Consider the following 13,190-nt stretch of genomic DNA (forward strand, 5'->3'; position numbering starts at 1 on the left):
ATACTTATTTATAAAAAATATTTAAACCTGTCTTTATGCCTGCCAAAATGAATTTCTTCCTGCTGATCTTCGTCCTAATGGCGATGATAAGTTGCAAAACCAGTCAACTGAAAAACGCAGCTGCAACAGAAACCGGCACCTTTAAGGTGGCAATATTTTATCCGAACGGGGATGATAAAACCTTCGACATGGACTATTATGAAAAGAAACACATGCCCATGGTTGCCGGATTATTAGGCAATAATTTAAAGTTCTATGAAATTAATAAGGGCTTAACCGGTAGAACTCCCAACGATAAAGCACCTTTTGTGGCCATCGGATATTTTTACGTTACTGATGTTGCTGAATACAATAAAGCAGTAGCACAAAACAGAGATGCCATTGTCAGCGATTTTAAAAACTATACGAACATTCAGCCTGTTATACAAATCAGTGAAATAAAACAGGTGGGCTACAACCATAAATGATCCATAACGCAAAAAGGGGTTTATAGCCCCTTTTTGCTTCATCAATTTGTAGATTTATAACTTAAACCCGATAGACAGTCCTACTACCCGGTGTTTGTTGTCATTATCTGCTGAGCTTTTTGATCCTGATTGTAATTTGGCCAGCCCATACCCATAATTAACGGCTATCAATACGCTGTTCAGCTGAAAACCGGCGGTGCCATTGAATCCGTAATCAAATCTTCTCATTACACCCAAACCAGTACCTTCTTCATTATTAAAAGTGGAAGGATCATCATTGCTAAACGCTATCTTCTCTTTACTACTGTAGGCCACATTCAGGTATTTACCTTCTATTTTTCTTTTGCCGCCAACACCCATCGCTATATAAGGACCCGCGCCAAAAAAGAAATTTGATTCATCCGATGCCAAAGGCAATTTTATTACCAGATTTACCGGCACCTCTATGTATAAAGGATTGGCGGTAGCTTTATAATACGTAATATCATTGGGGCTGCCACTTTGAATTTTGGACCCTTTCCCCGTAAACAATATTCCAGGTTGAATGGCCAATACTTTTACAATGGGAATGTCTCCCATAATACCAACATGAAATGATGTCAACATATTGGCATCATCTACATCACCATTACTTTTGTAGGAGACATTGGCAAAATTTACACCGCCTTTTAGCCAGGCGGCACCGGTTTGAGCATAAGAGGATACACTAATACAACTGATAATGAACAAATAAATCAATCGTTTTAAAATCATACGTAGTTGTTTTACAGGGTTATTTGTTAAAAACGACCCTATGACCCCATCAGTTGCATAAAGTTTAATTGTTATTTGATCAAACCAGTCTATTTTCCCAAAATAACGGGAGCTTCCCAATTGTGGCCTGACTTTTTATGCGAATTCTTTTTAAACCAGGAAGTATGAAGAACCTTTTTAAAAGCATATTTGCTGTTATACTAACCATCACCGCCTGTAATAACAGCTTTGCGCAAAACCTACAAAAAGTGGTAATTATTCGCCATGCAGAAAAGCCGGAAGAGGGCGATAATCTTTCCTGCAAGGGATTCAACAGGGCGCTTCAGCTGCCGGCTGTTTTATATGCCAAATACAAAACGCCAGATAAGATCTTTGTGCCATCGATGGGCAACGGAAAAAATGCCAATCATTTAAGGATGTTTGAAACAATTACCCCATTTGCCATAAAATACAATATCGGCATCAACTCAAAATACGATGTAGATGAGGTAAAAGACATGGCGCAGGCCATTCTGAAAACAAAAAGTTATGCGCTGGTAGTATGGGAGCACGATAAAATTGATAACCTGGTGAAAGCCCTGGGAGCAGATGCCAAAGGAATGAAATGGAGCGGTGACGATTTCGATTCAATCTGGATAATTACTATTAAAAATGGTAAAGCAACCGTTTCTACCGATAAAGAAAATCTAAATCCGGCAAACGATTGCAGGTAGCTTACCCTTTCTTAAACTCAAATTGATTGACGGTCCCCGTTCCCATAAATTTGACTTTGGCCCCTACAATTCGTCCTATACTGTTTTTAAAGCCCGTGCGGTAGGCCAGTTTTTCATTGACGTAGATATCAAGCATTCCGTTCCTGGACTCCAATCGAAGCTGCACCTCCGTAGTGAAGTCTACACCAAAGGCCGACAGGTCATTCGTTTTTCCATTGATGTAATTCATGCCTATCATCAGGCCAATTTCTCCCACACAACCAATCCTCGTTAAAGGCACCATAATAATTCCTGCTGTGCCCATTACCGTAACAAAGGTTTGCTGACAAATTCCATTACTCTTTTTATACGTGTTTTGAAGCCGGGCCAATAATGAAAAGTTCCCGCCGGGCAAATCAAATTGCACCAGTGCATTCAGGGTCGATAAGTTGGGAACACTGTCATAGGGCACTTTGCCCCATATTCGTTTAAGGGTGGTGCTGCTCAATAAAACGGTAGTTTCTTCAAAGATCCTGTCACTAAGATTTTCGAAATCCTGACTCTGCCACTCACGGCTATCTCCCCATCCTAATTTTTCATCAATTACACTGCGGCATTTTGATAGAAACAAGCGCTCGTTATCCATTTTTCAGGGGTTGAACAATTTTGAACAAACTTGAAAAGGCGGTGAACATCCAAATTTTACTGATTTACAAAGCTTTGTTGCAAAACAGTCATTCAACAAATTAGTAAAGATGAAAAAAATTGGCGTTACCATTGGTGTAATCATTGTTATTTCCACCACATTCTTATCGTGTGAGGTTATCGGTCAGCAAAAATTGTGGGACGGTCCGGCTGCTTACCTGGGTCAAAAACCACCAGGCGATACGCCGGAGATCTTTGCCCAGGGGATGCTTGTCGATTCAGGCATTGTACTGGGAAAAATGAATTTTTCAACCGATGGCCGTTCGTTTTATTATTCTTATGCAAAACACTGGTTTAGCAGCGAGGGCGCAGGCACCCGGGAACTGTCGTTTGATGGACAATCGTGGCAAAAGCCGCATATTATTGCGGAGAACTTAACAAACCCGGCACTCTCTCCTGATGAAAAAACGCTTTACCTCGGGGCGCCTAAAGGCCAGGTTTGGGTATTGCATAAATCACCCCAGGGCTGGTCGAAACCGGAATTATGGATGGAGAAACCGTACGGCCTGTACAATTTCCAGGCTGTTCATAGTAATACGTACTATGTAGGTAGTAATGGTACTGCAGGCAGTAAGAGCGACTGGAGCACGTATGATTTCTGTAAGCTGACCATCTCCGGGAAAGATACTGTTATTAACAGCCTGGGAAGTACTATCAACACAAGTGGCTTTGATGGTGATTTTTTTATAGCCTGGGATGAATCTTATATTATCATTTCGGCCAAAGAAACAAAAACCTTTGAATGTGAACTATGGATCAGTTTTAGAAAAAAAGACAATACCTGGTCTGAACCGCAAAGCCTCGGACCTGCCATCAATGATGGATTGGCGCACCGGTTCGGACAATACGTTTCCCCCGATGGTAAATATCTCTTTTATACCCGGGGAACCAGCGAAAATGATTGTCATTTTTACTGGGTCCGGTTTGATACACTGCTGAAAAAACTTAAAGCCACGATGAAATGAAACTTCGGCTTCCCGTAGCTGATAATTCACCCCATTTTGAATATCGATTTTTTATTGTATCTTTGAATAACCAGTGAGAGGACAAAGAGGAAGGATTTTCCATTTTGTCCTTTTTTTATACCCCTAAACAGCACATCCAGCGTACATCAGCAAACGCCGCATGTATTCTGCATGAAAAACCCGTTCTATGAAAACGTACCCGGTTCTTGTAAGCCTGTTATTCTGTAGTGCATTTCATAAGCCGCCCACTACGCACTTTGACCATAGCAGCCTGTTTACCGCCAATCCCGTTTCAAACAAAAAGGATACCAGCCGGCGCACCAATAGTGACACTACCTCAGTTTTACCTACCACAAAGACATATACCCGGTTAACTTTCCAGAAAGCGGAACACATAAAAGCGGCCCCCGGTACCAAATCAGTGCTGTTTAACAAAACAGGTGATAAATTATACGCCATGAACCTGGAAGGCATGAGCATTTACGAATTTAACCAGGCCAACAGATCTATACAGCGGGAATTTAAATTCAAACCAACGGAAGGCACCGGCTGGGATTATGAAACCAACAAACCTATTCGCAGCTATGAAGAAAAGCCGGTAGAGGCTTGTCTGAGCCACGACGACAAGGTTCTTTGGGTTTCCCTGCATAATGCAGCAAGTATTGTACCCATCCCCACAGACCCGTTCAGCCCTTACAAGCCAGATACTTCCGATATTACGGTAAAACAAAAAAAGATTTATATAGAATATACCGGTTCTGCCAATATAGACTCCATACTGGTTCCGGTTATTGTTACAGGTAATACTCCAAAAGTAATTGCCCGCACGGCAGACAGTAAAAATTTACTGGTAAGCAACTGGCATTCCCACAGCGTAAGCGTGCTGACCACAGATACTACAGCTTTCCCTTATGCGAAAACGGTGAGCACTGTTCGGGTTTCTGCCATCCCAAGAGGCATCGTGGTTGATGAACAACGGAAAAAATCTTATGTAGCCATCATGGGCGGCAAAACTATTACGGTCATAAACAACGATACCTGGGCAAAGGAATCGGATATATCCGTAGCATCAAATCCGCGCCATATTGTATTGACCGACAAAGGCCGGTTATTGGTATCTTACAACAAACTGGCCCGCATTGCCTGTATCGATCCCATTGCCCACAAAACATTATTTTCCGCTACTACCCATGCACAGCCTCGTACGATAGCGTTATCAAAAAACCATCAGTTTTTATTTGTCACCTGCTATAGCAGCGACAGAGTAGAAGTATTTAAGATCAATAATAACAGCTTCACCAAAGTAGCATCCTTTAGCTGCCCCGGTCACCCTGTTGGTGTGGATATTTTTGAAGATGACAACAAGCTGGAGGCCTGGGTTTGTAGTTACCATAATGGAACGATCAATATTTTTTCTTTTGCCAAGAAATAATACCAGGTTACTCGGCCATCCTCACTTCCTTCTTCTTTAGTGCTTCCAGTTTTTGCCTGCCATAGGAGAACCGGGTAATGATCACAAACAGTACCGGCACAATAAAGATCGATAACAGGGTAGCCGAGAGCATGCCGCCAAAAACCGTCCACCCGATGGTTTTACGCGCGTTGGCGCCGGCACCGCTGGCAAACACCAAAGGCAGTACTCCCAGTATAAATGCCAGGGAGGTCATAAGAATGGGCCGTAAACGAAGTTTTACTGCTTCCAGGGTAGAGGCTAAGAGCTCCTGCCCCCTGTCCACCCGTTCTTTGGCAAACTCAACGATCAGAATGGCGTTCTTGGCCGCCAAACCGATGAGGGTAATTAATCCTATCTGGGCATATACGTTATTGGAAAGGTCTTTTATGAAAGTAAGGGTAAGAATGGCCCCAAAGGCGCCAATAGGCACCGCCAGCAATACAGAAAATGGCACCGACCAGCTTTCATACAACGCAGCCAGAAACAGGAATACAAATGCCACAGACAGTGCGAAGATGTACACTGTTTTTGACCCGGCATTTATCTCTTCCCGGCTTAACCCCGAAAACTCATAACCATAGCCGGTAGGCAATACTTTGTCGGCCACCTGTTGTAAGGCTGTAAGGGCATCACCGCTGCTATACCCTTCTTTTGATCCGCCGTTTACTTCAGCAGACCTGAACAGGTTATAGTGCTGGATCAGCGGGGCGCTTTCTGTACTGGTGTAAGTGGTCAATGCACTAAGCGGTAACATATTCCCTGCCGCATTACGCACATAATATCGCTGCAGCTCGCTGATATCGCCCCGGAAAGTGGTGTCTGCCTGGGCTACCACCCGAAAGTTCCTTCCATAAATATTAAAATCGTTTACATAGCGGCTGCCCAGGAACGTTTGCATGGTATTGAATACGTCAGCAATAGAAACCCCCAACTTTTTACATTGTTCCCGGTCCACATTTACCTGGTAACCGGGCGTACGGGCAGTGAAAAATGAAAATGCCCGGTTTATCTCTGGCCGTTTATTGGCCTCTACCACAAAATTCTGTACTACTTTTTCAAAGGTCTTCAGGTCATCCGTGCTTTCGCGTTGTTGTAATTCAAAGGTAAATCCCGCTGTTTGTCCCAACCCGGGTATGGGCGGTGGCGGAATAACTACTACATTGGCATTTTTAATGGCCGATAACTTCTTTTGTATTTCTGCAATGACGCCGTTTATCTGCAGTTGTTTATCTTTTCTTTCATCCCAGGGTTTCAATTGAGTAAACACGGTGCCCGCGTTCGGTTTGGTGGAGAAGGTAACCACATTCAATCCGCCCAGGGCAGCATAGTGTGCCACGGCCGGCATGCTTTTCAAAGTGTTTTGAATGGTGTTCAGCACATCGATACTGCGGGTGGTTGAAGAGGCTTCGGGCAGCTCGTAAGTGATGTATACACGGCCTTCATCTTCTGTTGGAATAAAACCCGTAGGCTTATTTTTAAACAGCAAAAAAGTACCTATCAGTATACACGCCAGCAATATAACTGCATAGCGTGCGCCTTTGATAAACCGGTTCACACCGCGGCCATAAGAATCGGTTGTGCGTCCAAACCATACATTAAACTTATAGAAGAACCAGTTAAGGCCTTTTGCATCTTTAGAGATATGTGTAGGCTTTAATAACAGGGTGCATAAAGCCGGCGTAAGCGAAAGCGCAATAAATGCCGAAAGCAATACCGAAATGGCAATGGTAATGGCAAATTGCTGATACAGCCTGCCCACAATGCCCGGCACAAAACCTACCGGTATAAATACCGAAGCAAGAATGAGGGCAATGGCTACCACCGGTCCCGAAATATCGGCCATAGCGGCTACAGTAGCATCTTTGGCTGACATCCTTTGCGCTTCCATATAATGCTGTACCGCTTCCACCACCACAATGGCATCATCTACCACAATACCGATCGCCAGTACAAAACCAAACAGCGTAAGCGTATTGATGGTAAAGCCAAGCGGAATAAAAAATATAAAGGTACCAATGATACTAACCGGAATGGCAAGTACCGGAATGAGGGTGGCCCGCCAGTTTTGTAAAAACAGGAACACTACCAGCACCACCAGTGCCAATGCCTCCAGCAGGGTTTCCACTACTTCATGTATGGAAACCTTTACCACTGATACGGCTTCAAAAGGAATAACATAATCTACATCGGAGGGAAAAGATTTTTTTAACCGGTCCATTACATCGTATACTCCCTGTGCGGTCTCCAATGCATTGCTGCCAGGCGCCTGGTAAACCAGCAGGTAGGAAGCCCGTTGACCATCTACATAAGAGTTATTTGAATAATTGAATTTGCCCAACTCTACTCTGGCCACATCTTTCAGGTAAACAATGGATCCGTTTTGCGGATTGCTGCGCACCACAATTTCTTTAAACTGGTCGGCGGTAGTAAGCCGGCTGTTGGTAAATACGGTATATTCAAAAGTCTGCACCGAGCGTTGCGGCGGCGCACCTACTGAACCGGCAGCAACCTGTATGTTCTGCTCCGTCAGCGCGGCAATCACTTCATTGGCGGTGATGCCTAATTGCGCCAGTTTATCGGCCTGCAGCCAAACCCGCATACTAAAATCATCTGCCCGGGTAAATACATCACCTACGCCTTTCACGCGCAACAGGGCATCCTTTACATAGATATTGGTAAAATTGTCTAAGAAGGGCACCGCGTGTGTTCCTTTAGGTGAGAACATGGCCACCAGCATCAGGATACTGGGATTACGCTTACGGGTGGTAAGCCCAAGCCGTTTCACGTCGTCGGGCAATGAAGGCGTAGCCACGCTTACCCTGTTTTGTACGTCCAGGGCGGCTATATCAACGTTGGTACCTACTTCAAAAGTTACGTTCATGGTGGTACGGCCATCACTGGTACTGTTACTTTGTAAAAAAGCCATTCCGGGCGTGCCATTTATCTGCGTTTCAACGGCCGTGGTGGTCGTCTGTTCAACCGTTTGGGCATCGGCGCCGGTGAACGCCCCCGTTACCTGAACCACAGGCGGCGTAATATTGGGATATTGCGCTACAGGTAAACCGTCCATGGCCAGTAAACCTGTCATTACAATCACAATAGAGATCACTATAGCGGTTACCGGTCGTTTTATAAATGTATTAGCGATCATAAAGTAGCTTCTTGAAAATGAGCAATATTACTTCGCAGCAGAAGGGGCCGATGCATTTGGTTGCCCAACCTGAACAGGCGCTCCTTCTTTTAATTTTTGCAGGCCATCGGTAATAACCTGTTCCCCTGCTTCCACTCCGTTGTTCACAACAACCAGGTCGCCAATTCTGGCGCCCAGGCTTACCTTTTTCTGATGGGCCGCCTTGCCATCGGTAGTATAAACAAAGTATTCCCCCATTTGCTCCACAACAGCTTTCTGGGGTATCAGTACTTTTTCTGTATTGGCATTGTTTAAGATCTGCACATTGGCCGTCATCCCAGCTTTCAGGTCACTTTGTTTATTGGGAAAAACCAGCCGGGCTATTATTGTACCCGTTTGCGGATCAACAGCCCGGTCAATTAAATAGATCTGGCCGGGGTGCGGGTATGTTTCCTGTCCGGGCAAAATCAGTTTGAAAGTAGAATCTTTTGTTCCGCCGTTTTTTCTTTGTAATTGCTCAAACCGGTACAGGTCTTTTTGATCTATCGACAGGTCAACAGCCATGGGGTCATCGGATGAAATGGTATTCAACAGGGTTTGTCCGGCCGATACGGCCGTTCCCAGTTTGGCCAGTGAGATACCGATGGTACCATCGAAGGGTGCATAAATGGTGGTATACCGTAAACCGGTTTGAACACTGGTGACGTTCGCCTGGGCTGCAGCTACCTGTTTTTTCGCAGCTTCCAGGGCGGCATCGGCATAATCTACCTGCTGTCTGGCAATGGCATCATGTTTTTCCAGCTCATGGTAGCGGTCCGCATCCTTTTGCGCTTTCGTCAGGTTGGTTTCCTGCACCTGTAAATTGGCCTGGGCCTGTTGATAATTGGCTACATATTGCTGCTGGTCTATAGTATATAACTTCTGCCCTTTTTTTATCCTGCTGCCATCCTTGAAAAAGATGCCGGTCAAATAACCATTCACCTGTGGCCGCAGCTCAACCTGGTTCAGCGGGGTTACGGTAGCCGGATATTGATCATAATATGCTGCCTTGCCTTTGATTACGGTATATACATTTACCGGAACGGGGGGCGGGGTGGCTGGCTGGCTGGCCTTATCATCTTTACAGGACGACAAAAGCCAACCGGCTGCGGTTATTATAATTGCCCATGAAAGCTGTTTGTTCATATGCATTAGCTTTTTATCAGTACGATAAGGTACCGAGTGCTTTTTCAACATCTATTTTACTTGATAATACCGTGTATAATGAATTGTAATAGTTCAGTTGTGTAGCGCGCAGTTCAGTTTCTGCAACAATAACGTCCAGGTAGGTTTTGATCCCCGACTTATATTGTAATGCCAGGGTGTTGTACACTTCATTGGCAAGGTCAAGGTTTTCTTTCTGCGCATAAAATTCACTGAGGTTGCTTTTATAGGTGGCCAATGCCTGACTGTACTCGGAACTGATATTATTTTTAAGGTCCGTCATTTCTACCTCATTCCGTTTTAACTGCAGGTTGGCCTGCCTGATATTATACATTCTTTTTCCACCCTGAAATAATGGCCAGGCTAATTGCACCCCGACATATGAATTGGGGAACGAATGGCTGAACAACTTTGAGAATTCATCGCTCTGGTAAACGACGTTATAATAACCAAAGCCCGACAACGTGGGAATAAAACTCCATTGATTGTATTTGACATTTGCCTGCAGCAGCCGTTGCTGGGTTTGCAATTGCTGATATTCTATGCGGCTTTCATAACGAATATGTTGTAACGTATCGAGCGCGATCTCTACTTCCATATGGGCCGTATCGAATGACAACTCCAACAACTGTTCGGCCGGATACCCCATTTGCATTTTAAGGTAGGCGTACTTGGCAACCAGTTGGTCCTGCGCCCCCTTGCGTTGGGCTTTTACATTGTTCAACGATATCCCCGCCCGTTTATAATCGGTTTTATCTACCAGCCCGCCCTGATACTGGTAGAACGCATCTTTCAAACTGCGGTCAAGGCGGGTAATGGTTTCTTCCAGTACCTGTATCTGCTCCTGGGTAAGCAGTACATCGTAAAACGCCTTTGAAATGGCGGCTGCTACGTCAATTTTATTGGCGGTAGTGGTTTGCCGGGCCGAAAGGCGAACATCCCGGGCCGTACGGGTTGCCAGCAATACATCGCGGTTAAAAATAGTTTGCGTTAATGCCAGTTGCGGCGTTGAATAATTTCGCACTCCTGTTTGTAACTCCCGTTTGGGCCCATTGGGATTGGTAAGATCGGGAAAAATAGTAACCGGCATTTTCAGATAATGCTGATAGTTAGCCGTAATGTTCAGCTGTGGATACCAGTCGGCCAGTTTGTCCTTGATAGTGGTTTCAGTAATATCTTCATCGATTTTGGAAGCCCTGATAGCAGGTTGATGTTCCAGTCCATACCGGATACAGTTAGGCAGGGTCGCTTCCTTCAGCGTGGTATCATTTATTGCCTGAGGGTACAATAATGAAGGGTACAGTATCAATAACAGCAGCAAAGAAGATACTCCATTCATAGAACGTGTAATAACAGGTGAATTAATAACGGCAAAAAAATTGGGTAGGAATAAAAACGATTGGGTAGGAGTAAACGGTAAAATTAACAGACCGGCTGATTAAATGTTACTATGCGGTCATTAACAATGAATTAAAATTAAGAAAATTCAATAAAAAAGACTCATTTGGGAAATTGAGGCAGAAAAAAGATTTATCCGGGGCCGCATTTTCTTTCATTGAATTGCCTTCACATTATTCAATTCTTCCATGCTGCCCCTAAGCCGCCCTGGCAAAATACGCCCTTCGTTGCCTGTTGTAGCATTGTTCCCTGGGAAACGCTACATTATTTTTTAACCACCTTGTGCAGGCAAGGAAAAATTCCTTTTATGAAGAAGCTATTTCTTTCATTATCCGCATTGTTATTCGGAATTATGATGACGCAGGCGCAGCTGGTAATTAAGCCGGCCGTCGGAGTTAATTTTACCGACCTGTCGAAAGATGAATCAAGTGGCGAATTTAAGGCCAGAACGGGTTGGCAGATCGGCGGTTCCATTGTGTTTGGAGAGAAGAAATTCTATCTTGAACCGGGCGTCTTTTATGTTCAGAAATCGAGCAAATTCGATTCATCAGGCAGTTCCCTTGAAGACCTTGAATTCAATATAAGCGGTATTCGCATTCCTGTAACAATCGGATACTCTTTGGGCAAAGAAACTTCGGCGGTCAAAATGCGCATTTTTGGCGGCGGGTCGGCCTTTATAATGACCAACACTAAAAATATAAACAAAGACGACCTAAAGAATGCCTCCTGGGGTTTATATGCCGGGGCCGGCATTGATTTTTCCATGTTTTTCCTGGAAGGATCTTATGAATGGTCGCTGACCAATGTAAGCGACGACATTGACAATATCGATGTTGGCAAAACGAGGACCATCTTTATTCAGGCCGGCATCCGGATAAAATTATAAGTAACTGTTTTAGGCGTAATACGGGAAAAATTATCTACGTACCCGGTCAGCTCACCACAATTTTAGTAATGGTATTGAAATTGTACTTTCTGAGCAGCACCTTCCAACAAATTGAGTTACGCCTATGAGCAAGCAAATCCTGAAACCTGTTTATGCCCCCCTGTGGATATTTGTATACTGCTGCGCACTGATTGCCTGTAATAAAGGAACTTTCAATGAATATAGTGGCACTGGCAGCGGCGAAAAAGCAGGTACAGAGAACACGGGCAATCCCGACATTCTTTATATTCAAACAAATAATTACGAAAAAGGACAGAACGCGATCCTTGCCTATAAAGTATACAATGAAGGCCATCCCACCCTGATGGAAGAAGGCCCGTTCTTAACCGGTGGCTCGGGCCTGTACGGCACGCAGGCCGCGGGTTGTTATGAATCGGACCATGAAGTGGTGATAACGAACGACAAACGTTTTCTGCTAACCGTTAATTCGGGCGATAACACCATTTCGGTATTCGCCATCCAGCCAGGCGGTACGTTAAAGCTGGTACCGGGTGCGCCGTTTTCTTCCAATGGAGAAACACCCGTGAGCATTGCACAATGGAAACAATATTTTATTGTACTAAATAAAAGCGACAATCCCGGAGTACCTTCCTCCTCGGCGCCTAATTATTCCGTGTTTACATTAGGAAGCAATGGAACGTTAACACCTGTGAGTAAAATGGAGGTGCGGTGGGGCATTTCACCCGGGCAGGTACTGGCATCCCGTACCGGCCCGTTTGTATATGGCGCCAACACCTGGGGCTATAATTATACGCCGCCGGGAAGCAGACTGAACCTGTTTTCTATTGCCGCCGATGGCGTATTGACAGACGGCCCTGAAGCGCCGGCCATCGATCCGCAGCGACCGGGTGCATTGGGTTTGTGTCAGAGCTGGCGGCAGAATGTATTATATGTGGCCTTTCCATTCGGAGGCCGGTTCAGCTATTACGATATGAATACAACCACCGGCGCACTTACACATGTGGGTGATGCGGATGCCCGCCCCGGGTGCAGCCGCTTTTGTTCAGACAATGCCAATAACCGCTTATTTACCGCCAATACAAACGATAATTCGGTAAGCATGTTCGAAATAAGCAACGCCCGCGCCCCACGTAAATCGGGTGAGCTTGCACTTAAGAACAGCGGGCCGGTATACAACACCCAGCATTATGGCAGCAGCACCAGCAGCGCCTGTGTTTCACTGGCTACCAGCAGTAGCGACCAGCTACTGTATGTTGTTTCCCAACATACCAACCCCGACCTCTCCATTGGCAATTTCAATTACCTGCATGTGCTGCATATTGTTTCCGCCGGTTTAGAGGAATGGGATGAACCGGTTGAGTTGCCCGTTCCCAATAACTACCGGGCAAGGGGTTTGGCCGTTTTACGATTGAATTAGTGAATCAATTACATAAGATCAGAAAGGCGAAGTATCCCTGCCGTTACGGTCAGGGATACTTTTTTTGTTAAAGTCTACGAATTATTCGTAGTAAATACGA

General features: G+C 44.9%; 11 protein-coding genes. 6 read left to right on the plus strand and 5 right to left on the minus strand.

Features of this window, described 5'->3' with window-relative positions; genetic code table 11:
* The first annotated feature begins 35 nt into the window (after positions 1-35).
* Positions 36-467 (plus strand): EthD family reductase, encoded by a 432-nt coding sequence (locus BMX95_RS14440; RefSeq protein WP_081203156.1) that lies wholly within the window; start codon positions 36-38, stop codon positions 465-467.
* A gap of 54 nt (positions 468-521) precedes the next feature.
* On the opposite strand, the gene BMX95_RS14445 is transcribed toward BMX95_RS14440, so the two are convergent.
* Positions 522-1,220, minus strand: a complete 699-nt coding sequence (locus BMX95_RS14445; protein ID WP_081203157.1) for an outer membrane beta-barrel protein — start codon at positions 1,218-1,220, stop codon at positions 522-524.
* Positions 1,221-1,384: 164 nt separating this feature from the next.
* Here BMX95_RS14445 and BMX95_RS14450 point away from each other — a divergent pair, with 164 nt between their 5' ends.
* A complete protein-coding gene (locus BMX95_RS14450) occupies positions 1,385-1,933 on the plus strand; it encodes a histidine phosphatase family protein (protein ID WP_081203158.1) in 549 nt (182 codons plus the stop codon).
* Position 1,934: 1 nt separating this feature from the next.
* Here BMX95_RS14450 and BMX95_RS14455 read toward each other — a convergent pair whose 3' ends face one another.
* Positions 1,935-2,558, minus strand: coding sequence for a hypothetical protein (locus BMX95_RS14455; protein WP_081203159.1), 624 nt, complete (start codon positions 2,556-2,558; stop codon positions 1,935-1,937).
* Positions 2,559-2,667: 109 nt separating this feature from the next.
* Between BMX95_RS14455 and BMX95_RS14460 the strand changes: the two genes are divergently transcribed.
* Entirely contained in the window at positions 2,668-3,582 is a 915-nt protein-coding gene (locus tag BMX95_RS14460) for a hypothetical protein (protein WP_081203160.1), read from the plus strand.
* Between the two features lie 187 nt (positions 3,583-3,769).
* Positions 3,770-5,014, plus strand: a complete 1,245-nt coding sequence (locus BMX95_RS14465) for a YncE family protein (protein WP_081203161.1) — start codon at positions 3,770-3,772, stop codon at positions 5,012-5,014.
* Positions 5,015-5,021: 7 nt separating this feature from the next.
* Here BMX95_RS14465 and BMX95_RS14470 read toward each other — a convergent pair whose 3' ends face one another.
* From BMX95_RS14470 to BMX95_RS14480, 3 genes are read right to left on the minus strand one after another with little or no spacing between them, the layout of a single operon-like run.
* Entirely contained in the window at positions 5,022-8,186 is a 3,165-nt protein-coding gene (locus BMX95_RS14470) for an efflux RND transporter permease subunit (protein ID WP_081203162.1), read from the minus strand.
* A 27-nt stretch (positions 8,187-8,213) separates the two neighbouring features.
* A complete protein-coding gene (locus BMX95_RS14475; RefSeq protein ID WP_081203163.1) occupies positions 8,214-9,350 on the minus strand; it encodes an efflux RND transporter periplasmic adaptor subunit in 1,137 nt (378 codons plus the stop codon).
* Between the two features lie 16 nt (positions 9,351-9,366).
* Entirely contained in the window at positions 9,367-10,707 is a 1,341-nt protein-coding gene (locus tag BMX95_RS14480) for a TolC family protein (RefSeq protein ID WP_081203164.1), read from the minus strand.
* A 366-nt stretch (positions 10,708-11,073) separates the two neighbouring features.
* On the opposite strand from BMX95_RS14480, the gene BMX95_RS14485 reads away from it, so the two are divergent.
* Together BMX95_RS14485 and BMX95_RS14490 are read left to right on the plus strand one after the other, a co-directional pair.
* Positions 11,074-11,652 carry a porin family protein gene (locus tag BMX95_RS14485; RefSeq protein WP_081203165.1) on the plus strand — a complete coding sequence of 193 codons (579 nt, stop codon included), beginning with the start codon at positions 11,074-11,076 and terminating at the stop codon, positions 11,650-11,652.
* Between the two features lie 124 nt (positions 11,653-11,776).
* Positions 11,777-13,090: a lactonase family protein gene (locus BMX95_RS14490; RefSeq protein WP_081203166.1), complete on the plus strand. Its 1,314-nt coding sequence runs from the start codon at positions 11,777-11,779 to the stop codon at positions 13,088-13,090.
* Positions 13,091-13,190: the final 100 nt, after the last annotated feature.

The sequence above is a fragment of the Niastella yeongjuensis genome, assembly GCF_900110245.1.
In the GTDB taxonomy this organism is placed as follows: Bacteria; Bacteroidota; Bacteroidia; order Chitinophagales; family Chitinophagaceae; genus Niastella; species Niastella yeongjuensis.